Here is a 23,850-nt window from a genome sequence, read left to right on the forward strand (position 1 = left end):
GACGTTTCCCAAAGTGGGTTAGTATACCCGTCATACATGGATTGTGTGGAAAACGAGTTTCCGGTTGCCGGACCCTCATTTAAACCGCAACCAGGGGGCAGATTGAGCATAAATGGAAAAACCGATCCCAGCATCGTGCCCCCCAGGCATTTCCCCGCGCGGCTAACGCAACCTACGGATTCTGTTTGCCGAGCCGCAACTCAACCCCAAGCCAATGAAGTACGAATTGGCGTACCCTATCCAGGGACGATCTCGAGCGTGCCGTACCAGTATCCATGACCCTGCCCCGCTTCTTGCTGTGGGCATTGAAAGGCTCGGGATACCTCAAGCTACGCCTGGACGATGCCCAGGGGCCCTGGAACGGTTCGAGAAGGTCGTGGAAATGGACACGAGCGATCGCCTCGGCATGCAGGCATTACTCATCTTGAATTGCCAATAAAAAACCGCCACAAGATCCTTAAATCAAGGACTCGTGGCGATTCAGGAGGCCAACCTATCGGAAGTTGGATTACTAAGAAAACCGATCTTCCGAAGGTAGCTGGATGGCGACAAATAGGCTGGGAGCCGGCGTTACTGCGTGACCTTGAGTATCTCCTTGACCTCGTCCAAGCTGTCCGGCACCCGATCCACTATCGCCTTGGTAGCGGTTTGATTGGCCGTGTTGAGAATATCCGCCAGCTCACGCATACTGGTAACTGCGGTCTCAAAGGCACGCTTAGCCATATCGGTTTGCTCCCCTACAACAGCCTTCGGAGAGCCGATCTTGGTCATCGAACCGCCAGTCTTTGAGATCTCCTCCAGTGTTTGCATCAGGATCTTCATCTGCCATTTTCCGACCCCGGTGACCCCTTCCATAACGGCTTGGTTGGCTTTGCCCATGGCCTCTAGGTTGTCCCGCTGGCTGGCGACCAATGCGTCCATGTCGACGCCGGGCACCTTCAGCTTAGCGAGCGCATCGAGAAACCGATCGGCCCCCTTGGTTATGTCCATGCTCATAATGGACTTGCCGAGATCCTGCAATGATTCAGGCGTTGTTGCCATAAGTCATCTCTCCATTTCCGGTTAACATGTTTGGTAATTCTCTTGAAAAACAGCTACCCGTTCTGCCGGGTACCTGGCCGGTATTCCGTTCACGTCCCTGTAGCGCCTTCCCCTGAGGGATCCTGGAGGATCCCTTCCCTGGGATCTTTCAGCCCGCGAAGCTAACACCTGCATGCTCGACTTCGCTTCCCATTCAATCGGTTATCCGATCGAACATGCGGGGCATCCCTGCCTCGCCCGGGTATCTTGAATCCTTCAAGTACCCCTACTTCGCTGCCACCTCGAGCAGCTCCTCGCCTACGAGCACATTGATCATTTCAGCCACGGCTCGGATCTGGGGACCTTCTTTGGTATGGTACTTCTCGTGCGTATAGTCCTGTCCCCACCAATCCCAGCATCCTTGTGGGTTGAGCGGTGGTGGAACTTCCCGTCTTTCCACCTGCGGATACAGGACTACGATGCCGTTTGTCTCCGCCCACTCGTTGTAGCCGCCAAACTTGGCAAACAGGTTTCCGGAATGCCCGGGTCGGTTGTCGGTTTTCCCGCCCTGTAAGCAACCATGGATGGCAACGTGCAGCTTGCATTTCTTCCCTTCCTTGCAGGTCTTCGGGATGAAGACATAAGCCCGGTGTGCCATAGAGGCATCTTCCGCCTTGTTTCGCCATCCATCCGGGAAGAATTTCTTGAAGATGCGCCGTTGGTCGAATTCCAATACCTGGTCCTCTTTCGTTGCGACGCGCTCCGAGGCGAGTGCCTCTTTCCCGTAAATGTGTTTGAGTATCGCCCCTGCCAGATCGGTATCCCGAAGGTCTTTGCAAGCCCCGCTGTCATTGCTCTCACAAGCAGCCTTCTCCATCTCTTGTTGAGCGACCTTCTGGCAATCGTCGATGAACGGATACTCATCCATCGGTGGTACCGGCTCGGGTGGAATAGCGCACTTACCGACGGCCGTCTTTTCTTCCGGCCGATTGAAGTTATCCCTCACAACGGTGTGTCGAGCAGGGAATTCTTTGTTGTACCTGACCCTCTCTTTCTTCATGGCGAGCTTGTCGGGGGCAGTGTACAGATCGTGTACAGTATCCATCACGCCGGTCGGTACCAGCGCATCGTGTTTGCCGCTGAAGAGATAGACCTTATCGTTTTCGACATTCTTCTTGATCGACGGATTCTGTTTCTTCGCCTCAGCGAACGATTCCTGCGCCAGCTGCTTTACTTGCGCCTCATTTTGCGGCGTTCCGTCGTCCTTATTGCACTGACTTTGGTCTTTCTTCTCGAAGTCTCGGCAAATGGACTCGAATACCCCGAACGAGGCACATTTATTCGTGGCGCGTAGAACGCTGCCCCGACTACAGTAATAAGGTCCCCCCGCCATGATCCCGGCGCCCATGATGTTTTCTGAATGGGCGATATGGAACTGGTGCGCCATAAAGGCGCCCGAGGAGATTCCGGATACGGAAATCGCCTTCTTGTCGATGTTCAACCCCTTGGCCAAATCGGTTAACGGGGGCGGCGTAGCTTGCGCCGGCGCCAACGCAAACACGCATACCAAGAGCGCGATCGCGGACAGGATCCGTTGCGGTAGTCTCATGTTCTTTGGAACCATTGATCTTTCCTACTCGGTTAGCAAAAGGTGAAAGCTTCGGAGACGGCTTTGCCTCGGAAGCAGCGAGATGTCCTCCCCCTTGTAGGAAAGGGCAAAATCCAATTGGAGATGCAGGATCTCGCTCGATTTGGTCCCCTTAGACTGCTTACGGAGAAACCGGCCTCGGGAACCAACCTTGCATATGATGTTGGAATTCCCTGTCCTTGTCAAAAAAAACATCGTCGCCAACCGGAAACAAGCCGCGAAGGCGCATGCCAACGAAGAACTTGACAGAAATTGGCTCAAGCTCGCGGGAAATCTGATAAGCCTTCAGCAACAGCTTAGCAGCGGGACCACTCCGGAACAGTTGAACAAGAAACTCAACCATCATTGACGGAGTCGCTGGCGAGCTTTATCAAACACCTCCTGCGCCGGTTTTGCTTTTGTCTCGCCTGCGACATAGGCTTGATATCGTCGTTGTGCTTCTTCAAGCCAAAGGCGATCTACATTCTCATCAGCTACAGCATCAAGGTCATCAATAATGACCATAATAACCTGAACGGCGAGCTTGTAAATCGCCATTCGGAAGGCTTCTCTGGGATTGATGTTCGCCATGTTGGAAGAACCCAGAGCGACCAACTCGATATAGAGGATCTTGTTCGCCTGATTCAAACCTACCATCCAGAAGTGTTCCTGACCTTGACCGATTTTATTCTCTCTCCGGAGAATTTGGCGCATGATCAGATAAATGTCTTCCGAACCGGTTACGGTGATTTTTTGTTGCTTACTTAATTTGATTTCCATTGCGGCATAGGGCTAACAGCTTCAGCTAGCCCACCAATGCCATACCATGACAGGCCAAGGCTCCACAGGCGATGCGCGGTATTGGGTCGGGCTAAGCCACTTGTTAGCCGACCGTTTTCATTGCTTCACGACGAGCTCTCCGATCACCACCCTTCCAACTGTGAAGCCTGGTTCAGCCGGCGCCATGCGCGACTGGAGCCGCCTTCGTTTGAAGACTGTACGGAACTTGAATGGACGCGCCGGCTGAACCACACAACGCTCGCGCAGCCTGGATACCACGCAGATATTTAGTCTGGCGCCGGGCGCAGAGATTCGCAAGCGATGCCGGTGCGCCGACCGCTGTCCCGAATTCCTTGAGAAGCCGCTCGGCAGAGCCAATAAACCGCTCCCCGTCGATGCCCAGTCGGGCGAGAATCTTGGGTTCTCGTTCCTCGATGTATCCACATTTATCCACACGTAACGCCCGGCCCGTCCAATCGACCAACTCCAGGTAATCATCAAAGGCACCGCCCAAGGGGTCTGTGCGGTGGCATCGAAGGGCATCAGCGAGGCTTGGGGTAAGCCGTGCGTTTCGGCCTCCGCTCGTAACCACTCCCCATCGAGCGTTATCTCAGGATCTTTGATGGTTGCGGTCTCCTGCGAGCCGGCTTCGGACCCAACCTCCTTCGGCAGCCCGGCGATGCGTTCCTGAATCGAGGTATAGTCCGAAGCCTCCGGCGTCTCGGCCAGCCCCGCCCGGACCGGATTGAGATCCACATAGGCCATCGCCGCCGGCAATGCCTTCTCGTCAAGCAACGCCTGGCTCTTGAAGCGACCTTCCCAAAAACGTCCCTTCACCCCATCCTCGGCATTGGCCCGGCGGGCGATGTGCTCGTTGAGCGTGCGCATGAACCAGGACAAATCGTGCAGCCGAGCCCGATAGACCTCGGCCAACGCCTCAACCTCGGCAATCTCGCCTGGGTCATCTCTGCTCGTGACGCCGAGAGATAACGTGTAATCACCAACGGTAGAGCCCGTCCAGCGTCTCAACCTCTTTCACCGACCACCCCAAGGCCCGTTCCCGGTCGATGCGCACCACCATGTGATGAGTGGTTACTCATCACCGCGTAGGCAGCTACGTCGATGGCAAACAGCAAGCTGCTGCATGGATTCGACAATCAACCGGCGGTGAAGGTCAGGGGAATTCCAGGCCGGGGAGCAAGGTCCTCATATCCACAAAGGCCCGGCGCACGGCGTTGTTCACCGGGCGTACCGAAGCGATCAGCAGATAGTCGCCCATGCGAGAGCCCGATCAAACCGTTCGGCAGCCTGTCATAGGACATAAAATTGGAACTGCCAAGGCTATGGATACCAGGACGTACTTTGCCGCCGCATCTGTTGAACCACCAGAGATGCCGAGGGACGCAGAAGCGACAATGAATCTTGTTTCGGGGTTCCGTCGTACGAAGATGTATTAGGGGCTGTTGATGTTGCTAGAAATCAGTAATATCTCGTTCGCTCTCTCGCGCCCTTGGGAGCAGGTTAGAGTGAAGGGGCGATTAACTTTCGTTTCGATACGGTTAGTATCTAAGCACAGGCGATGGCAACGCCTCAGTGCATGCTGACCAGGCGCAGCGAGGAAGCGTAGGATGAGCTGTGCCCATCGGAAAACGACGAATCGCGCGCATCAACGCGAATGGAGATTCGTGCAGATTCGCGTGATTCGTAGTTTCCTGCAGCTGTGGCGATGGGTACAAGGACTACTCACTTGCAGAGCTTTGTCACGAATGTGACAAGACGGCGGGGGTGCCCTGGTCGATATTCCATCGCGGCAGCTAACTTAATGGCATTGGGTTGCAAGCCGATCGCGGCTCTCACGGAACTTGACCATGATTTCTATCGGACCATCTTCACTGCGGCTCACCAGCTCTTGAAAAAATCCATTGCCATGAGTGCCGTCCCTACCTGACACCTACCCAAGGTGTTCAATCTCGACATTACCCCAGTGCTCCTGCAGATATTCGGCTATCAATCGCCGGTGGCAGTGATGCGGCTTGTCTTCGCTGCACAACAGACACGCGTCTTCCAGTGTCTCCGGCTCGATCTTCTCGGCGATCCGGCGTGCGGTCATCAGGTCCAGAAAACGCCGCTCGTAGTCGTCCCAGCTGCCGCCCTTCTTCTTGTATCCATCGAGTATTTCCTGGGTAGGCGCAAGGCTCGGTAGGTGCACGTAATCGACTCGGCAAATCCGATCCAGAAAATAGGCCAGGTCGTTCTTCTTCGCGAATCCTGCCAGTTGGGAAACATTGTTGAGCCTTACATCGACCACCCGCTTAGTGCCGGCTCGTCTCAGGGCTTCGAAGAACCGTTCCGCACTCTTTTTGGTGAAACCAATGGTGGCAATTCTCACTGCCGAGCCTCCTACGCTTCATGAGCCATATAGGCGATACGTTCCTCTTGAACCGCATAGGCCTGGTCTCTCAGCTCTTCCGAAGTCCAAATCGAGCAACCAGTTCTCTTGCTGGTAATCCTGCAGACGATGTTCGAGCAGTGGAATGTCGATGATGTCCAGCGGCCTGGGGTCACTCCCGTCCGGATATTGCCGTTCGTACTCCGACACCTCTTGATGTTCACGGGTGCTCACCGGCCGCATCCATCCCGCAGGCCGACCGCCGGTGAATTCCACACCTGCAACACAACGCCCGGACAGCTTGCGGGAGTTGGCGAGACAAAGGATTCTTTTTGTCGTCGCCACCAGTTTAGTCCTGCCCTTTGGAGTGCGGCGGCAGTCATGCACCTCTACGCTTCGGGCAGTTTCCCGTGACTGGCTAGTGGCGCCTATCCACCGGTTGGCACGAACCCGCCGCCGCTTTGGATTCGGACCGACCAAAATCAAAGCGCCGACGCGGTACATGGGGAACAGGGCACCGCCGATCCCCGACAAAGGCAGGTTGGTAACGCACTCACCCAAGACCCGACCAGGGGCACCGCTTAAACCGGCGCACTCCAAAAGAAGCAGCGATTTTGGCGGTCAGCTTGAGCCTTTTGTCAGGCTATGCTCTTTTTATCGACAACGTGGATTTGATCGATCTTTTCCCGAATCCATCCGTTCAGCAAGGTTCCTTCGCTGATCCCATGTTGTTCCGCGATTCGCCTGATCTCGGAGGAAAGGTCCCGATCTAATAGATAGTAACGGTGTTGAGATGATATATGTACCTGAAATTTTGTACTTGTTTGTTCTCCAAACTCCGTAGCATCATGTTCGTCCCAGAATGCACCTATCTCTTGGTAGGTGCTGGCACTTGAAACCGGCGTTTTACTTGGCATATCTTCTCCTTTCTTTCCCTGATGGGCACTCCACGTCATGGCCTCCAACCTGGGGCGGGCATTGGCCCTGAGGCCTGCAAGGGCGCCTGTTTCTACCCTGTGGCGCCGAATTCAGCGGTTCAGCCGGTGGCTGCGTAGACAACTGACCATTCCCATCGGATGCCGCGCTTAAGTCGCCCGGTCCCGCGGTTACCCTCCGCCGCCCTGGGGGCCATCGCTAACCGGGAGGATGGCCCTTTACAACACTCTCTGTAGGGGAGGTGAATGGTTTCTTTTTTCTGACTTGACATCTAATTCTTTAATTGCGACACTGACACCTAGGTTGATGTTCCTTGATACTGCCAATTATCGGAATCATATCTAATGCTTAAATTCCGATCTTCACAAATACACGCACTAGCTGTCAAGCATCGACAACGATTTCTTCGTCGCTTGACAGATCACTTGTCTCAAACTAGCAGTATCATGACATCAGATGATAAAGATTTTTATTCGCAATCTGCGTCGGAACGCATCAATAGACGGTTGGATTATTTGATCTCGCGGGGTTTCGATGAAGAATTGGTTATCGCAAGAGCCATGGAACAGTGGGAACTTTTTAATGTTGCTTTTGATTCTCCAGGAGCTGATCCGATTATGGAATCCTTTTCCCTGTCATCTGAAGATAAACTAGACCTCGTACGAGGGTTACATTTTGCAACCACGAGGGCACAAAAAGTATGAGCAACGTTTACACCGTCAAGCAAGGCGATTGTCTTTGGAATATAGCCAAGGCTCATGGACTTTTGCTAGGGGAACTTCTGAATGTCAACCCTCAGTTTACAAAGAAGCACGGGCGCGGCCCTGATTCAATTTACCCAGGAGAGAAAGTTACTATACCGGCCGAGGGTAAATTTCCATTAGGCCTAACAATCAAGGGCATAGTAACTTGCAAGAAAAAGCCATGCCCTCCCTGCCCCAAGTACGCAAGTGTCGATACGAGTAAAGATTCCGAACATTACAACTGCGCTGGACTCGCCCACCGCACCTACACGTACATGAGTGATCTCAAAGAGGTGAAGAAACGGTTGTCGGCTGGCACAAAGTTAACCGATTGCAGCAAAAAATGTTCTCCCTGCCAGGTCAAGCACTGGCTTTGGGAATTGAAGGATTGGAAAATCGAGTTCAAAGATAAAAAAGGTAAGGTTCACCTTAGTACTGAAAGTTTCCCTCCTGATTTCCACACCGTCTCGGGACGCTGTGATTGTAACGGTAACGACCCAACCAATGTCTATTCTACCAATGGCGAACGACCACTCGAAGGCCCGAAGGCTCCTTCCGATTGGCGGCTGAAGACAGGCGATCCGATAACGGAGAATGGCCCGAAAAATCGGGAAGTATACATATACATGAAATCCCTTTTAGGACCGACATCAAGCGATTTCTACGATGGCGCTAGCATTTCGAGCGGGATGGATATATCCACAAAGAGTGATGTCAAAGCCGGTTTCTTCTATTTAAAAGGGTTCCTTAAAATAATCTCCGAAATCCAAAGTTGCTATTGTTTCAACTGCCCCTGATCAAGCCGAGGTGCAACTATGTTTCAACTGCCCAAAGGTACGGTTTACGCACATCCAAATGACTACCTGATTCAGCGAAGTACCCAAAGCGACTATTTAGTGTATCGCGTACACGGGCTTTTTGCCATGAGTCTCTTAGTACCTGTTAAGCCGGTTTCCCCTGATGGTCCGCCAGTTGGGTACATCGACGCGAACACCGTCGCATTCTCCACCTCCCCCCAAATCCGCTATCTAGTCGATGTATACTCGACTCGTTGGTCGACCTTAAATATGGTAAAACAGCAGTTGGAAGCTAACGCCCTTGGACCAATCTCTAATACTGCCTGTATAGATGTCGGTGTGTTTCTCGAAAGTAATACAGTTGTCCTACCACATACCCAATAAAAAGCAGAAATATCGTCGGCGTGCGATTTGAAGAATTCTCCGAGAGTCGTGTCAGCACGCAGGTTGGGATGAGGAACGAACCCCAACAAATTGCCTATTGTGCCAAAGCTGTTGGGATTTGTCGCCCCTATCGGGGCGACCTTACCCCAACCTACGCGGGCTCGGGCTCATAGGTCAGACTTGGGGCCTAGCCACCGTTCGATCCCGATCAGAAACAGCCCCTTGTGTTCGTCATAGTCTCGGATTTGGTCCTTACACAGCTTGCCGACGACAAAGAGGGGGCAGTTATCAGAGGGTGATTATCAAACCCGCCTATAACTATTCAGGGTCCTCATTCATTAAAAAAACAAATAGTTACAATCCAACCCGAATTTTCCTGAGCCTGAAGTCAGCCACTTGGATCTGAATGTCAATACACCCGGGCTTCTTTATAAAACTCGACTTCATCATCGAACCGGGAGCCTAATCGATCTTTTTCTAACTCGAGATCATAACCTGTCTGCAAATTCATCCAAAAACGATCTGACATGCCGAAGAACTTCGAAAGGCGAAGGGCTGTATCGGCAGTAATCGAACGCTTACCACGGATGATTTCATTGATACGGTGTGCCGATACGCCGGTTGCTTTGGCAAGCCGGTGTTGGCTTATACCCATAGGCTTTAAGAAGTCTTCCAGCAGAATTTCGCCGGGATGAATCGGGGGTAATTTTTTGTCACTCATATTAATCACCTAGTGATAATCGACTATTTCGACGTCGGTCGCTTGACCTGATTTCCAACGAAAACATAATCGATGCGGCTCGCTGCCTGTGCATCCCTGCACCTATCCTTGGGGCGTGTTATGCAGTTACGGCCGGGTGAATCATCTTAAGCTCCTCCTTCAGCGCGTGTTCTGTATGCCAGAGATCATGGCTCTGTTGCATTCGCAGCCACAATCCCGGTCCGTTACCGGCGAGTTTGCCAATCCTTAGCGCCATCTCCACCGTGATCGGATGAGTACAACCCAAAATACGATGAAGCTGCTGGCGCGACACGCCCAGTCTACGTGCGGCTTCACTCACCGACAGCTTTAGCTCAGGCAGCACATCCTCACGGAGAACCTCTCCAGGGTGAATCGGTGCACGCTTTAGCGGCCTTTTTACATGGTATTCTGTCATGTCCCTATCTCAATGATATTGCTCGAGGTCTACCCGAAATGCTTCACCCTGTTTCCATTCAAATGTGATGCACTAAGGCCCGTTGACATGCAGGGAGTAACGCTGCGGCTTTCCGCGCAACGAGTGAAAGTCGAAGCCTGGCAAATTCAGTTCCAACAACGATTCGGCTTGGTCCAGAGTCTCAAGGCGGCGCAGGCAGCGAGCGTGTAGCTCTTGCCTGACCCGGCGGCTACGGCCGCATTCAAACAATTCGGCAAGGCCCTTGTGTCGAAAGCTGGCGATCACTGATTCAGTATGACAACTGGTGAGACAGTGTCAACTACCATGTTACAGGTAATGCCATTAAGTCAGAGGCTGTCCAAGGATGCGGTTCGCTGCCTGCCTGTGCGCCCCTGCACGCAGACGGGTGCTTGCCGCATGCTAACGTAAGCTGGGTTTCGTGCCTCAACCCAGCCTACCGCGCTGTCGATCTGGACATGCATAGGGTATTGTGGCCCCTGGAAGGTGAAGTCCGGTCAATCTACGCGGTGCTGTGTCGGGTAACGTTGGCGTGCCTTGCCGAGCCCTTGGTCCTGATTGACTGGTCAGATTTGAAGGCCGATCAATCGTTGCATTTGCTGCGTGCGTCGCTGCCGGTGGGTGGGCGCAGTTTGACGCTGTACGAGGAGGTCCACCCGCAGAAGCAGCTCGGCAACCGCGTTGTGCAGCAGCGCTTCCTGCAACACCTCGCCCAGCTGATGCCCTCACAGGTCAAGCCAATGATCATCGCCGATGCCGGCTTCCGGGTCCCCTTCTACCAGGGGGTCGAACGCCTCGGCTGGCGCTGGGTGGGGCGAGTGCGTGGCCGCGACTACGTGCGCTTGAATCACGGTTGGGTGAGCTGCCAGACGCTCTTCAAGCGCGCCACCACGACCCCGACGGCGCTCGGGGAGGGCGAGTGGGTACGCCGCAATCCCCTGCGGGCGCGCTTGGTGTTAGTGCGCCTGGTGAACAAGGGGCGGCGTCGCAACAACGCTTTCGGCAAGCGTGCCCGCTCCAAGGCCAGCGCCCGGAATGCCCGCAGCGCCAAAGAGCCCTGGTTGGTGGTGGCCGACACCCGGCTCGCTGACGTGCCGGCAAAGCAGTTGGTCCGCTGGTATCGTCAGCGCATGCAAATCGAGGAAAGCTTTCGCGATTTGAAGAGCCAGCAGTTCGGTGAGGGGTTGGAATGCAGCCGCTCACGCGGGGTTGGGCGCTTCACGGTGCTGGTGCTGATCGCCTCACTCGCCGCCTTTGTGCTGTGGCTGCTCGGCACCGCCGCCCAACGCGGCGGCCTCGAACGCTGGCTACACCCTGGCAACGGCAGACGCCGCGTCTACTCCCGGCTGTTCCTCGCACGGCTGCTGCTCGTGCTGGAGAACTGCCGTGAGGTGCTCAGGGAGTTAGTCGGCAGGATCGGGCCACCCGATCAATGGGTCGCGGAGGATCATAACGCCCTCCTGGCCGACTGACGCCGAAGGGGAATTTTGTGGGGATACTTCAGAGCCTGGTCCCTTTTCCAAGATTTTGTAGGAGCCCCCCTGTGGATGCCTAGTCAGGTAGATTAGGCAAAGCCGCCAGGAACAGCGGCGTGCCGAACCTACCGATTTGAAAACACATAGTAGTAGCTTCTGATCTACCCAGCTCCGCCTTCAGCTAGAACAGCTTCTCTTACACCTCGGAACGGGGTAGGCAACATCTTTCTGACATTGCTCCAAGATACGCTAATAGTTTTGTTGCGGGATAAGTCATAGAAGGAAAACGAACCTGTTGGAGCCCGACAAGTTTGGCGCGAAAAGATGAACAACTCTTTCTTATGATGGAAAAAGACCATTTCATTCTTATCGCTTTGCCGCCACTCCCACAGCAGGGACAGATCTATCTCTCCCCTGGAAGGTTTCAGTGCACTGTCGTCTGGATCGCATATCTCAATTAAGGTTTGGCTATGATCCGGTTCGATCCAACCTCGTAAGAGAGATGGTTTTCCGCCGGGTGGTTGCACCACTAATAAGCGATCCACGAACACATCCAACGCTGCCGGTATATCCAATACGCGGCCTTCCTGAACGTGGTTCGCCAACTCCGGGTGATTGCTGGCGCTTGAGAGGACACGCGCGCGAATCAACTCACGGGAGGCACCCGTAATAAGCCCCTTTACCATCGCAGCAGTAAAGGAGACCAGCGGCGCGGCCGCAGAGGTACCATTCATACAAATTTGTTCACCTACGGTGTTAAACGACGTAATAAAGACGCCCGGGGCCGCGATGTGCACCTTCTGTGCTGATCGTGCCGATTTAGGCCAAAGGAAGGTATCACTACCTTTTGGTTGCACGGCCGCAACCACGATCATTCGAGCCTCACCTTCGAGACGTTCGAGATCCGCGGGTCGATTCTCAGATGCCCCTAGTCTATCCAGATCCTCGGCATTGTTGCCCGCAGAAGTGACAAGTAGAGCATTCGTTTTGGTCCCGAGGTCTTTGAATGGATGCTCCTCGCGCGTTTTCAGGCTCAGGTTCACAACATCCGCACCGACGATTCCTGCATACTCGAGTCCATCGGCGATATCGGAAGGGTCATTGATTACGGACAAGGATTTGCTCGGACTTGGGCGGGTCACTCGAAAGATCGTTAACCCAAGATAGCGATTAAGTTCTGGAAACTTGGCAATGAAATCTAGTCCCCCGGCGGCTAAACCGGCAACAAAGCTCCCGTGCTCCGGCTGATAGACCTGCTTCTTCGAGTCGAACTTTTTTTCTAGTGGATGAATGTGGGACAAATGATAGTCTTGATTTTGACAGTGATCCCGTTGTTCCTTTGACGACAGTCTTGCTGATGTACCGAATACATCTGAGTAGAAGCCATTCGAGTTTCCATCATAACACTTTCCTTGACCACTGTAGCTAACTCGCCGTGTGGACAAAGTGAGTAATTCTGCAGTATCGACAAACAATAGATTCTTAAGCGGCTTAGACTGCGCAAGTTTAGCACCCAGGCCAGTATCTAGAATGACTATTCGAGCACGCGGGAACACCTCAAGACCTAATCGTGCATGTATCCTTTGATTGAATTGCATAACCTCGACGACATCATCAACCCGATACGGCCAATCACTTGGCATGGGGCTACATTCGGATCCTGATGCTTCAAAAACCACCTCTGGTTGGATGAAGGAGAAACCTTCTTCTGGCTCATCGAGCACTTCGGCCGTTGCCGCCCCGCGGCTAGCAGTTCTGACGATTTCCACCAATTCATCGACTTTCTCGGCGCTCAGAGTAGGATTCACCGGAAATTGGCGGTCTGATATTCCGCTGGTATGAAGATCGTTCTCGATGAGATCGAGCTTTTGTATTGGCTGCCAATTTCCAGCCAAACCACCTACGATCTTTCCGTCCGCACCAGGAATCGGCTGAATCACTTTCCCATCTACCGGTACTAGGGTTATGCCTTCGGGGTCATGTGAGTCGGGTGAAAAAGCTCTTTCGGGTAACACCGCAAAGATATTTTTCGTGCCTTCTCCAGAGAAAGGATCATCCGGGTCCAATGGGAGCGACCCCTCTACGGTGATAGTCGGAAGACTGGGAGTATCAGTTGTTACAGGTGTATCAATTGCAGGTTTGCTCGCACTACTTAGCTTCTCTATATTCCCCATGAAGGAAGTTATATCAATGCGGGCAGGCTTTTTAACAACTTTAGTCGCTTCGCGGTACGCAGCGGGGGCACGCTCAGAGAATTTCTTTTCAGGTAAACCGGAATCATTCACCAAATTCTTCAACTGGGACACGGCATCGGGCTCCAACAGCTTTGTCAATGCCTCCTTAGCCTCCGGACTTAACTCCCCGTCAATCTTCAGCTGAAGGTAAGGGGTTCCTCCGGTGTCAATTCCATTAGTCGTGTCAGGATCCTGAGCAGACACCCAACCTGACCAAGCAAACACTATTACCAGCAAAAACAAATGGAACCTCGGTCCCCAAGATCGCTTTCTCTTCATGACTTGAATCCGCATGTCAAATTGAAGGGTTGTGTTGTTGTATCAGCAACCCCATCCGTTCACCGTTGCCGGGTGGCCACAGATGAGTAACCACCTGCGGCCACCCGGTCATCAATAGCCAATGGGGCACCCTTCAGGGATACCTCATAAGCCGTCAGTGGCAGTTGTCTTTAGCATAGCTTTTATCAGTATTGACACCACAGATCTTTTGGCCGTGGCGCTTGGCCCAGCGCTTGAAGAACGCCTTGCCTTTTTCCGACCCGACGGCTGCAAAAAGTGACACTCCACACTTCTCAAAGGTCGTTCGAGAGTTGACCCCGACAAGATCGCGGGCGTCATTGGCACTGTTACCCCTGAAGACAAACAAAGGACCTCCACTATCACCCGGACATATCACAGCCTCTCCCTTAGCGACGTCGCTTTTGGTGTAGATTGTGCTCGTCTCGTTGGGAAACCGATACTCACAACGATCTGATCGTGATGGCTTGGATACTACTTTAGAGTTGCCGATCCGTAGCTTGCCATCCAGTGGTCCGTCACGTTCAGTACAGCCGTATCCCATCAGCTTCACTTTGGTATCGATTTCCGGCGTCCTCGAAACATCGACCCGCTCGTACTTGATTCCGGTTACTGGGTACTCCAATAGGCATAGCGCCCAGTCTTCCGAAGGATTTTCTTCCGAATAACCTGGTGCATGCTTGCATATCCCGCGAATGCGCTTACTCTTCAGTACGAATCGAATTCGTGCACCATTTTCCACACAGTGGGCGGCAACCAGCAACGTTGCCTCTCCGACCAAGGTCCCAGTGCAGGTGCCGCCGGTCGTCATTCTAAACACAGTGGGAAAGTAGCGCGAACCGACGACCGTTCCATTAATAAGCTCGGTACCGACGTCTTCAGGCTCACTGGGCAAGGGGGCAAAGGTCAGCTCGGGTGCCTCCAAGAGTTCTTGGAAACCGGGGGTCTGGGTTGTTCCCAGCTGCGGGCCAGTCTCGGATACGACTGCGGTACTCGCTAGGAGGGCCACAACAAAGGTTGCCAGCGATAAAGTAATACGTGTGGTCATGGGTTTGCTCCATAAAGTTACATGGTTAAAAAGAGCACCTACGAGTTTACCCCTACATATCCGCAGATTGCACAGATTTTCACAGATTTAAAACGAAACAATCTGTGAAAATCCGCATAACCTGCGGATCAAAAAGGTTTTTTTATCAATCCGGCTCATAGGCCAAATTGGGCCCTAGCCAGCGTTCGATCTCGCTTAAGGATTGGCCCTTGCGTTCGGCATAGTCTCGGATCTGGTCCTTCCCCAGCTTGCCGACGGCAAAGTAGCGGGCATCCGGGTGGGAGAAGTAGAGCCCGCTCACAGCGGCGGTGGGGACCATGGCCTTGGACTCGGTCAGCCAGATGCCGGTGCGCGGCTCTACCTCGAGCAGGCGCCACAGGGTGTCCTTCTCGGTGTGATCGGGACAGGCCGGATAGCCCAGGGCGGGACGGATGCCCTGATAGCGTTCCGCGATCAGGTCCTGGTTGCTTAGGTTCTCGTCTTGCGCGTAGCTCCAGGCGCGCCGGCGTATCCGCTCGTGCAGCAGCTCGGCCAGGGCCTCCGCCAGGCGGTCCGCTAGGGCCTTGAGCATCAGGGCCGAGTAGTCGTCGTGATCCGCCTCGTAGGCCGCGACCGAGGCATCGATTCCCAGCCCCGCGGTGCAGGCGAAGGCGCCGATGTAGTCGGCGAATCCGGTATCCAGGGGGGCGATGTAATCGGCGAGGCAGTGGTTGTACTTGCCCTCCGGTTGGCGGCCCTGTTTGCGCAGAAAGCGGAAGACGGCCTGGGGATTGGCCCGTTCCTCGTCGCTGAAGACCAGCACATCGTCACCCACCGCATTGGCGGGGAACAGCCCGATGACGGCCGCGGCCCGCAGCTGCTTGTGCGCGATGATGTGCTCGAGCATGGCCTGGGCGTCGTCGTAGAGCCGGCGCGCCTCTTTGCCCTTCTCCGGGTCGTCCAGGAGCTGCGGGTAACGCCCCTTGAGCTGCCAGGCGTGGAAGAAAAAGGTCCAATCGATGTAGCGGACGAGATCCCGGATCGGAATATCCTCGAAGACCTGGAGCCCCGGCTCGTCCGGCACCGGCGGCGCGTAGCTGTTCCAGTCGATCCGCACCGGATTGGCCCGGGCCTGGTCGAGCGGGAGCAGGTCGCGGGCCTCGTCCCGGGCGGCGCGGCGGCTGCGTAGCTGGGCATATTCGGCACGGACGGCTTGGTCATAGTCCGCGCGCGTGTCCGGAGAGAGCAGGCGTGACACCACACCCACGGCCCGGGAGGCGTCGGGCACATAGACCACCGGGTGCTCGTAGCGGGGTGCGATCTTGACCGCGGTATGGGCCTTGGAGGTGGTGGCACCGCCGATCAGCAAGGGTATTTTGAGACCCAGGCGTTGCAGCTCCTGGGCGACATGGACCATCTCGTCCAGGGATGGCGTGATGAGGCCGGACAGGCCGAGGATGTCGACCTGGTGCTCGCGTGCCGCCGCCAGGATAGCGTCCGCCGGGACCATGACGCCCAGATCGATGACCTCGTAGTTGTTGCACTGGAGCACCAGGCCCACGATGTTCTTGCCGATGTCGTGCACGTCCCCCTTGACGGTGGCGAGCAATAGCTTGCCTTGACTCCGGGCCGCGCATTGGGCCTTCTCCGTCTCCAGATAGGGTTCCAGGTAGGCCACAGCCTTTTTCATGACCCGGGCGGACTTGACCACCTGGGGCAGGAACAGCTTGCCGGCGCCGAACAGGTCGCCAACTCGGTTCATGCCGTCCATCAGGGGGCCCTCGATGACCTGCAGCGGGCGCTCGGCCTTGGCCCTGGCCTCCTCCGTGTCCTGGTCGATGTACTCGGTGATGCCCTGCACCAGGGCGTGTTCCAGGCGTTTCTCCACCGGCTGATCGCGCCACCGGCGATCTTCCTTCGGTCGCGTGCCGCCGCCATCGCCCTGGTATTTGGGCGCCAGCGCCACCAGCCGCTCGGTGGCATCCGGTCGGCGGTCGAGGACGACGTCCTCCACGGCGTCCCGCAGCTCGCCGGGGATGTCGTCGAAGACCGCGAGCTGGCCGGCGTTGACGATGCCCATGTCCAGCCCCGCCGCCACGGCGTGGTACAGGAACACGGCGTGGATGGCCTCACGTACCGGGTTGTTGCCGCGGAAGGAGAAGGAGACGTTGGACAGGCCCCCGGAGGTCAGGGCGTGGGGCAGATTGGCCTTGATCCAACGCACCGCCGCGATGAAATCCACCCCATAGTGGTTGTGGTCCTCGATGCCGGTGGCGATGGTGAGGATATTGGGATCGAAGATGATGTCCTCGGGGGGAAAGCCCACCCCTTCGGTGAGGATCCGATAGGCGCGGGCGCAGATCTCGGTCCGGCGCTCCAGGTTGTCTGCCTGGCCCTGCTCATCGAAGGCCATGACGATCAGGGCGGCGCCGTAGCGCCGGCACCGCCGGGCCAATTCCATGAACCCTTCCTCCCCCTCCTTGAGGGAGATGGAGTTGACGATGGGCTTGCCTTGGACGCACTTGAGCCCGGCCTCGATGACCTCCCACTTGGAGGAGTCGATCATGCAGGGGACCCGGGCGATCTCCGGCTCCGAGGCCATCAGATTGAGGAAACGCCCCATCGCCGCCACCCCGTCCAGCAGGCCCTCGTCCATGTTCACGTCCACCAGCTGGGCGCCGTTGGCAACCTGGGCGCGGCAGATCTCCAGGGCCTCGTCGTACTGGTCGGCGAGGATGAGGCGCTTGAATTTGGCCGAGCCGGTGACGTTCGCCCGTTCCCCCACATTGACGAAATTCAAGGTACGGTCGAGATTGAGCGGCTCCAGTCCGGCCAGCCGACAGATGGGTTCGGGCCGGGTTGGTACGCGCGGCGGCTTGCCTGCAACCGCCGCGGCGATGGCTTGGATGTGTTCCGGGGTGGTGCCGCAGCAGCCCCCCACGATGTTGAGGAACCCGGCATCTGCCCATTCGGCGATCGGTGCGGCCATGTCCTCCGGACCCAGATCATACCCACCGAACTCATTGGGCAGGCCCGCGTTCGGGTACACGCTGACCAGGCACTCGGCCACCCGGGACAGCTCTTCCACATAGGGACGCAGCAGATCCGGGCCCAGGGCGCAGTTCAGCCCGATGGAGAGGGGCCCGGCGTGGCGCAGGCTATTGTAGAAGGCCTCGGTGGTCTGCCCGGACAGGGTGCGGCCGGAGCAGTCCGTGATGGTCCCGGAGAGCATCAGGGGGAGCGAGCGGCCGTCCTCCTCAAACACACATTCGCAGGCAAAGATCGCCGCCTTGGCGTTCAGGGTATCGAACACCGTCTCGATCAGCAGGATATCCGCTCCCCCCGCCATCAGGCCGCGGACGGCCTGCCTATAGGCTGCTACCAGCTCATCGAAGCCCAGGTTACGCAGCCCCGGATCATTGACATCCGGCGAGATGGAGCAAGTGCGGTTGGTGGGGCCCAGCGCGCCGGCCACGAATCTGGGCTTGTTCTCGGTCGAAAACTCGTCCGCCGCGGCACGGGCGATCCGCGCCGCGGCCATATTGAGCTCGCCAACCAGCCCCTCCATGCCGTAATCGGCCATGGCGATAGTGGTCGCGCTGAAGCTGTTGGTCTCGATGATATCGGCGCCCGCCTCCAGATACTGCCGGTGGATCTCCCGGATGATCCGGGGTTGGGTGATGCACAGCAGGTCGAGATTGCCCGCCAGATCGCGCGGCCAATCCGCGAAGCGTTCGCCGCGGTAGTCCACCTCCCGGAGCCCGTGACGCTGGATCATGGTGCCCATGGCGCCATCCAGAATCAGAATGCGTTCCTGGAGCAGAGTCTGGAGCCTCGAGCGGGGATCGGACATGGACGGGACCTTAAGATTTCGATTGCGAGGATCGGACGTGGCCGTAACCACGGACGACAGCGCTTATTCAAGCCGCAGATTACGCAGATTACGCAGATTTTCACAGACCCAAAAGGGAATAATCCGTTTATGATTTCGAATACGATAAAAGGGTAGCTTGAAAATTGACGACAATGTCGAGGAGGTTGGACATGGCGAAGCCTTGCATGGTGCTGCCGAGCAAAGACGTAGGTAAGATCCGTTTGGTGACGGTGCCCGAGGACATGTCGCCGCATGAGGCCTACCGGTCTGTCACCGGCCTTATTGCCGAGGTCAGAGGTACCGAAGAGGAGCAGTGGGTGGAGGAGGTGTTGGATCTGCTCGAAGAGCACGGCTTCGAGGAGGTGGACTTCGTGTTGGGGCCGCCGTTGGACTAGGATTCCTTGATGGACCCGCATCTTTATCGGGCGTAGGAAATTCGGCAGCGACAAGAATCTTGTCAATCCTGTAAATCCTGTCCGATTGGGGTTTCGCCGCGAAGCTCGAGTTAGGCACTCGTGGGTCTGAGACCAAGTCCCGCTAGGGTGTGTCGACATTCAGAAGGTCCGCGCAGCGGACCCTACAGTCAACCCAAAGGAGATCCCGTGGCGAACCCATCACTCTTGCTGGCGTCCAAGTCCCCGCGAAGGCGGCTGCTCCTGGAGCAGATCGGCATTCGGTTCGAGGTCATTGATAGCGACCTGGACGAGGCCAGGCTGCCCGGTGAGGACCCCGAAAGTTACGTGCTGCGCCTCGCCCTGGACAAGGCCCGGGCCGGTCGGGCCCAGGCTGGGTCACCAGGCTGTCCACCGGTGCTGGCGGCCGACACGGCCGTGGTCGTCGAGGACCGCATCCTGGGCAAGCCGAGGGATCGTCGGGAGGCCGCCGCCATGCTGCGGCTGCTCGCCGGACGCACGCATCGGGTGCTGAGCGGAATCGCGCTGCTAGACGGGCGCGAGCGGCAGGATCTCAGCGTCAGTGAGGTCCGCTTCCGCGCGGTGAGCGCACGGGAGGCGGACGCCTACTGGGAGACCGGTGAACCCGGTGACAAGGCCGGCGGCTATGCCATCCAGGGCCGGGGCGCCCTGTTCGTGGCGGATCTGCGGGGCAGCTATTCGGGCGTGATGGGGCTGCCCCTGTTCGAGACCGCGCGTTTGCTTACCGAGGTAGGTATCGACTGCCTGGCCTAGCAATCCTGACAGGAAATTGCTGTCCCGGTGGCATTGGCGGCCGTGCGCCGCCCCGAGCGAAATTCATAAGGTACCAGAAGCTTGAGCGAAGAAATTCTCGTCAATGTGATGCCTCCGGAGACCCGGGTCGCGGTGGTGGAAAACGGCGCCGTGCAAGAGGTCATCATCGAGCGTACCGACCACTGCGGGCTGGTGGGGAATATCTACCAGGGCTGTATCTGCCGCGTCTTGCCTGGTATGCAGGCCGCCTTCGTGGATATCGGGTTCGAACGGGCCGCTTTCCTGCACACCTCGGATATCGTCGACGCGGAGGGAGCGCCGCGCAGCGAGCACATCCATGAGGTCGTCAGCGAGGGTGACGAAATCATGGTGCAGGTGGTCAAGGACCCCCTGGGCACCAAGGGCGCCCGGCTTACCACCAACATCTCCATTCCGTCCCGCTACCTGGTCTTTATGCCGACCGTGGGCACGACCGGCATTTCCCAAAGAATCGAGGACGAAGAAGAGCGCAAGCGGCTGCGGGATATCCTGCAAGGCCGCGTGGCTTCAGGACCCCGGAAAGGAGGGTTCATTGCCCGCACGGCGGCCGAAGGGGTCACCGAAGAGGCACTGAGCAGGGACATGGACTTCCTGGTCAAGCTGTGGCAGGGCATCGAAGAGCGCTACCGCTCCTGCACCGACATCGGGCAGGTCCACGATGACCTGCCGCTGGTTCTGCGCGCCCTGCGCGACCTGGTGGGACCGGAGGTGGAACGGGTGCGTATCGACTCGCGCTCCACGGTGGAGCGTGCGCGTACCTTCGCCGCCAAGTACATCCCGGATATCGCGGTACCCATCGAGCACTACCGGGGAGAGCGCCCTCTGTTCGATCTCTATGGCGTGGAGGACGAGATCCAGAAGGCGTTGCAGCGCAAGGTGCAGCTCAAGTCCGGCGGCTACCTGATCCTGGACCAGACCGAGGCCATGACCACCGTCGATGTGAACACCGGCGCCTTTGTCGGTCACCGGACGCTGGAAGAGACCATCTTCAAGACCAACCTAGAGGCGGCCCAGGCCATCTGCCGCCAGCTGCGTCTGCGCAACCTCGGCGGTATTATCATCATCGACTTCATCGACATGTGCGACGAGGAGCACAAGCGCCAGGTGCTCCGCGCGCTCGAGAAATGCCTCGCCAAGGACCACGCCAAGACCCACATCACCGAGGTGTCCGCACTAGGTCTGGTGGAGATGACCCGCAAGCGCACGCGCGAGTCCCTTGGGCACATCCTGTGCGAACCCTGCACCTGTTGCGGTGGCCGCGGTACCCTGAAGACCGCCGAAACCACCTGTTACGAGATCTTCCGCGAGATCCTGCGCCAGACCCGTCAATTCGAGGTGGAGACCCTGTTGGTGCTGGCCTCCCAGGAAGTGATCGACCGTCTGCTGGACGAGGAATCCGGGTACCTGGCCGAGTTGCAAGCCTTTACCGGCAAGCCGGTCCGGCTCCAGGTCGAGGCACTCTATACCCAAGAGCAGTATGACGTAGTGTTGATTTAAGAAGCTGTCTGGTTCCTTCTCGTCCCCACGCGCCGCGCGGGGATGTGGAAGCTCCGCGCCGCGGAGAAGGCAGATCGGAACCGTCTCTTGCCGGCGAATCCTGGCCGGCAGGATGCCGGCGTTCCCAGCGCTTCATCCCACGTAGTACGGAATTTGGCGTGGAATATGGTGGCCTCGCCTTACCGGTTCCGGGAAAATCCTTCTCGTCCCCACGTGCCGCGTGGGGATGTGGAAGCTCCGCGCCGCGGAGAAGGCGGGTCGGAACCGCCTCTTGCCGGCAAATTCTGGCCGGCAGGATGCCGGCGTTCCCAGCGCTTCATCCCACGTAGTACGGAATTTGGCGTGGAATATGGTGTGGCTCGTTCCCACGCTCCAGCGTGGGAATGCCGTTGTGGCCGCTCCAGCGGCCGAGATCCCTCGCCCCGCTCGGGACCAGGTTTCATGACGCTGGAGCGTCTGGATTTGGCACCCGGATATCTGGGTGATCCGATCGCAGCCAAACCGGGTCAGAGCGCACCTAAATTATCAGATTGATGGCTACTAGGTTGTGAACGACCAGTACGGGTCAAGCGCGATGCAGATCCATCCGCGGGCGATCATCGATCATGCGGCCCTTCGGCATAACCTGGCCTGCGTCCGGCGTCGGGCCCCGGACAGCCGGATATGGGCGGTGGTCAAGGCCAATGGTTACGGGCACGGGATGGTGGAGATGGGGACCACCCTGGAAACCGCAGATGGCCTGGCAGTAGCCAGGGTGGAGGAGGGGGTACGCCTGCGCGAGGCGGGGATCACCAAACCCATCCTGGTCATGGAGGGGTTCCTGTTCGACGACGAGCTCGCCGCCGCCCGCGCGCACGGGTTCGAGCTGGCGCTGCACCGGCCCGAGCAGGTGGCGCTCCTGGAGCAGACTCGAACGACCAGGCCCCTGCGCATCTGGATCAAAGTGGATACGGGCATGCATCGGCTGGGGTTCGATCCGCAGCAGGTGCCAAATCTCCTCGCGCGCCTGAGTGCCGATCCGCAGGTCGCGGGGCCGGTGGGACTCATGACCCACCTAGCCAAGGCCGACGATCCGCACGACCGGCTGACGCAATTGCAGTGCGATCGGCTGCGCGCTCTGGATCCCGCCGCGCACTACCCCTTAAGCATCGGCAACTCCGCCGGTATCCTGGCCTGCCCCGCGTCCCGGACCCCCTGGGTACGCCCCGGTATCATGCTCTACGGGGCCTCGCCCCTGATCGGGCGGACCGCCGCCGAGCTGAGGCTGCGGCCGGTCATGCGGCTCGCAACGCGGCTCATCGCCGTGCGCGCCCTGCGCCGGGGGGATGCCGTGGGCTACGGAAGCACCTATGTGTGCCCCCAGGACATGCTGGTGGGGGTAGCGGCCATCGGCTACGGCGACGGCTATCCGCGTCATGCACCCATAGGAACCCCGGTGCTGGTAGGCGGGCGACGGGCGCCGCTGATAGGCCGCATATCCATGGACATGATCAACATCGATCTACGGGGACTGCCCACTGCCAGAGTGGGGGATCCCGTCACCCTCTGGGGCGCGGACCTGCCGGTGGACGAGATCGCACAGTGGGCGGGCACCATCTCCTACGAGCTCCTGTGCCGGGTTACCTCCCGGGTGCGGATGGAACATCGAGAGATGCACCCGATGCCTCATGGGGGCAAACGCCTGTGAATCTTTTCCATTGGAACCACTAAACAGAAGATGATGAACATGCAAGCAATAGAATTTGAAACCATCATTGACACCAACGGTAATGTTCATGTACCGGAGAGATACCGGACGGTATACGGACATCAAGCCCGGCTCTTGGTTCTGTTGGCGGATGTATCCGGGAACACCGCCAAGGCAATCGACCCCATGCAATATAGCGACAAGGTGGATTGGCCGGTCGATGGCCTGGAATACCAACAAGAGGCTCGGAATGAATGGGAGTAAAGGCGCTTCTGGATACCAACGCGGTGATTTATCTGCAAAAAGGTCTGCTGCTGGAGGACCTACCCATTGGTGAATACGCAATCTCCGTAATTACCGAGATGGAGTTGCTTTCTTTTGCCGGATTGACAGAAGATCAGCGGACGTGGCTCCGGCGTTTTATCAACGACCTGGACATCATCGGAATCGATGGCGATGTGAAACGACGGGCGATTCGATTACGCCTCGCACGGTGCCTGAAACTGCCGGATGCCATTATCGCTGCCACCGCAATCAGCCGGAGCGCAGTGTTATTCAGTAACGACCGGGGATTTGCCGATATTCCCGAACTCGATTTGCGCAAGCTCCCCCTCTGTCAGTCAAATCCTCCGGGCAACGCCAAATAATTCAGGATCGCACCCGCAACACGTCCAGTCTCCCA

At 57.1% G+C, this 23,850-nt stretch carries 23 protein-coding genes; 9 read left to right on the forward strand and 14 right to left on the reverse strand.

Features of this window, described 5'->3' with window-relative positions; all coding sequences use genetic code 11:
* Nucleotides 1-570 precede the first annotated feature (570 nt).
* The 8 genes from E1958_RS06460 to E1958_RS06490 all read right to left on the reverse strand — a co-directional run bounded on the left by E1958_RS06460 (nt 571) and on the right by E1958_RS06490 (nt 6,772).
* Nucleotides 571-1,041 carry a phasin family protein gene (locus E1958_RS06460; protein WP_133511159.1) on the reverse strand — a complete coding sequence of 157 codons (471 nt, stop codon included), beginning with the start codon at nt 1,039-1,041 and terminating at the stop codon, nt 571-573.
* A 265-nt stretch (nt 1,042-1,306) separates the two neighbouring features.
* Nucleotides 1,307-2,521 (reverse strand): alpha/beta hydrolase family protein, encoded by a 1,215-nt coding sequence (locus tag E1958_RS06465; protein WP_133511160.1) that lies wholly within the window; start codon nt 2,519-2,521, stop codon nt 1,307-1,309.
* Between the two features lie 268 nt (nt 2,522-2,789).
* Nucleotides 2,790-3,014 (reverse strand): hypothetical protein, encoded by a 225-nt coding sequence (locus E1958_RS06470; protein WP_133511161.1) that lies wholly within the window; start codon nt 3,012-3,014, stop codon nt 2,790-2,792.
* Nucleotides 3,011-3,427, reverse strand: coding sequence for a JAB domain-containing protein (locus tag E1958_RS06475; RefSeq protein WP_133511162.1), 417 nt, complete (start codon nt 3,425-3,427; stop codon nt 3,011-3,013). Before E1958_RS06475 ends, E1958_RS06470 begins: the two co-directional genes overlap by 4 nt.
* 117 nt (nt 3,428-3,544) lie before the next feature.
* Nucleotides 3,545-4,360 (reverse strand): hypothetical protein, encoded by an 816-nt coding sequence (locus E1958_RS20800; RefSeq protein ID WP_133511163.1) that lies wholly within the window; start codon nt 4,358-4,360, stop codon nt 3,545-3,547.
* A gap of 1,018 nt (nt 4,361-5,378) precedes the next feature.
* Nucleotides 5,379-5,816 (reverse strand): DUF488 domain-containing protein, encoded by a 438-nt coding sequence (locus tag E1958_RS06485; RefSeq protein ID WP_133511164.1) that lies wholly within the window; start codon nt 5,814-5,816, stop codon nt 5,379-5,381.
* An 18-nt stretch (nt 5,817-5,834) separates the two neighbouring features.
* Nucleotides 5,835-6,320, reverse strand: a complete 486-nt coding sequence (locus E1958_RS21915; protein ID WP_424945070.1) for a dual OB domain-containing protein — start codon at nt 6,318-6,320, stop codon at nt 5,835-5,837.
* A 134-nt stretch (nt 6,321-6,454) separates the two neighbouring features.
* Nucleotides 6,455-6,772 (reverse strand): CopG family antitoxin, encoded by a 318-nt coding sequence (locus E1958_RS06490; protein ID WP_133511165.1) that lies wholly within the window; start codon nt 6,770-6,772, stop codon nt 6,455-6,457.
* 426 nt (nt 6,773-7,198) lie between these two features.
* Here E1958_RS06490 and E1958_RS06495 point away from each other — a divergent pair, with 426 nt between their 5' ends.
* A complete protein-coding gene (locus tag E1958_RS06495; RefSeq protein WP_133511166.1) occupies nt 7,199-7,456 on the forward strand; it encodes a hypothetical protein in 258 nt (85 codons plus the stop codon).
* A complete protein-coding gene (locus E1958_RS06500) occupies nt 7,453-8,292 on the forward strand; it encodes a LysM peptidoglycan-binding domain-containing protein (RefSeq protein WP_133511167.1) in 840 nt (279 codons plus the stop codon). Before E1958_RS06495 ends, E1958_RS06500 begins: the two co-directional genes overlap by 4 nt.
* 793 nt (nt 8,293-9,085) lie before the next feature.
* Here E1958_RS06500 and E1958_RS06505 read toward each other — a convergent pair.
* The 3 genes from E1958_RS06505 to E1958_RS21920 all read right to left on the reverse strand — a co-directional run bounded on the left by E1958_RS06505 (nt 9,086) and on the right by E1958_RS21920 (nt 10,118).
* A complete protein-coding gene (locus tag E1958_RS06505) occupies nt 9,086-9,397 on the reverse strand; it encodes a HigA family addiction module antitoxin (protein WP_133511168.1) in 312 nt (103 codons plus the stop codon).
* A gap of 118 nt (nt 9,398-9,515) precedes the next feature.
* Nucleotides 9,516-9,833, reverse strand: coding sequence for a HigA family addiction module antitoxin (locus tag E1958_RS06510; protein ID WP_133511169.1), 318 nt, complete (start codon nt 9,831-9,833; stop codon nt 9,516-9,518).
* 72 nt (nt 9,834-9,905) lie between these two features.
* The gene (locus E1958_RS21920) at nt 9,906-10,118 is read right to left on the reverse strand and encodes a type II toxin-antitoxin system RelE/ParE family toxin (protein ID WP_207787720.1); all 213 of its coding nucleotides are present in this window, start codon (nt 10,116-10,118) and stop codon (nt 9,906-9,908) included.
* Between the two features lie 191 nt (nt 10,119-10,309).
* On the opposite strand from E1958_RS21920, the gene E1958_RS06520 reads away from it, so the two are divergent.
* The gene (locus E1958_RS06520) at nt 10,310-11,323 is read left to right on the forward strand and encodes an IS4 family transposase (protein WP_133511170.1); all 1,014 of its coding nucleotides are present in this window, start codon (nt 10,310-10,312) and stop codon (nt 11,321-11,323) included.
* Nucleotides 11,324-11,487: 164 nt separating this feature from the next.
* Here the strand turns inward: E1958_RS06520 and E1958_RS06525 are convergent, their stop codons facing one another.
* From E1958_RS06525 to metH, 3 genes are all read right to left on the reverse strand, one after another.
* Nucleotides 11,488-13,839, reverse strand: a complete 2,352-nt coding sequence (locus E1958_RS06525) for a S8/S53 family peptidase (RefSeq protein WP_165741820.1) — start codon at nt 13,837-13,839, stop codon at nt 11,488-11,490.
* 154 nt (nt 13,840-13,993) lie between these two features.
* On the reverse strand, nt 13,994-14,905 hold the full coding sequence (locus E1958_RS06530; protein ID WP_133511172.1) for a S1 family peptidase: 912 nt from the start codon (nt 14,903-14,905) through the stop codon (nt 13,994-13,996).
* Nucleotides 14,906-15,050: 145 nt separating this feature from the next.
* A complete protein-coding gene (metH, locus tag E1958_RS06535) occupies nt 15,051-18,737 on the reverse strand; it encodes a methionine synthase (RefSeq protein WP_133511173.1) in 3,687 nt (1,228 codons plus the stop codon).
* A gap of 191 nt (nt 18,738-18,928) precedes the next feature.
* Here metH and E1958_RS06540 point away from each other — a divergent pair, with 191 nt between their 5' ends.
* From E1958_RS06540 to E1958_RS06565, 6 genes are all read left to right on the forward strand, one after another.
* Complete coding sequence (locus E1958_RS06540; protein ID WP_089724916.1) at nt 18,929-19,153, forward strand: hypothetical protein; 225 nt, start codon at nt 18,929-18,931, stop codon at nt 19,151-19,153.
* Between the two features lie 207 nt (nt 19,154-19,360).
* Nucleotides 19,361-19,945 carry a Maf family protein gene (locus E1958_RS06545; RefSeq protein ID WP_133511174.1) on the forward strand — a complete coding sequence of 195 codons (585 nt, stop codon included), beginning with the start codon at nt 19,361-19,363 and terminating at the stop codon, nt 19,943-19,945.
* Nucleotides 19,946-20,026: 81 nt separating this feature from the next.
* Nucleotides 20,027-21,481 carry a ribonuclease G gene (gene rng, locus E1958_RS06550; protein WP_133511175.1) on the forward strand — a complete coding sequence of 485 codons (1,455 nt, stop codon included), beginning with the start codon at nt 20,027-20,029 and terminating at the stop codon, nt 21,479-21,481.
* A gap of 574 nt (nt 21,482-22,055) precedes the next feature.
* Nucleotides 22,056-23,168 (forward strand): alanine racemase, encoded by a 1,113-nt coding sequence (gene alr / locus E1958_RS06555; RefSeq protein ID WP_133511176.1) that lies wholly within the window; start codon nt 22,056-22,058, stop codon nt 23,166-23,168.
* A gap of 39 nt (nt 23,169-23,207) precedes the next feature.
* Complete coding sequence (locus E1958_RS06560; protein WP_133511177.1) at nt 23,208-23,432, forward strand: hypothetical protein; 225 nt, start codon at nt 23,208-23,210, stop codon at nt 23,430-23,432.
* A complete protein-coding gene (locus tag E1958_RS06565; protein ID WP_133511178.1) occupies nt 23,423-23,815 on the forward strand; it encodes a type II toxin-antitoxin system VapC family toxin in 393 nt (130 codons plus the stop codon). The genes E1958_RS06560 and E1958_RS06565 overlap by 10 nt, the downstream gene beginning before the upstream one ends.
* Nucleotides 23,816-23,850 lie beyond the last annotated feature (35 nt).

Source organism: Candidatus Thiosymbion oneisti, from assembly GCF_004359955.1.
In the GTDB taxonomy this organism is placed as follows: domain Bacteria; phylum Pseudomonadota; class Gammaproteobacteria; order Chromatiales; family Chromatiaceae; genus Thiosymbion; species Thiosymbion oneisti.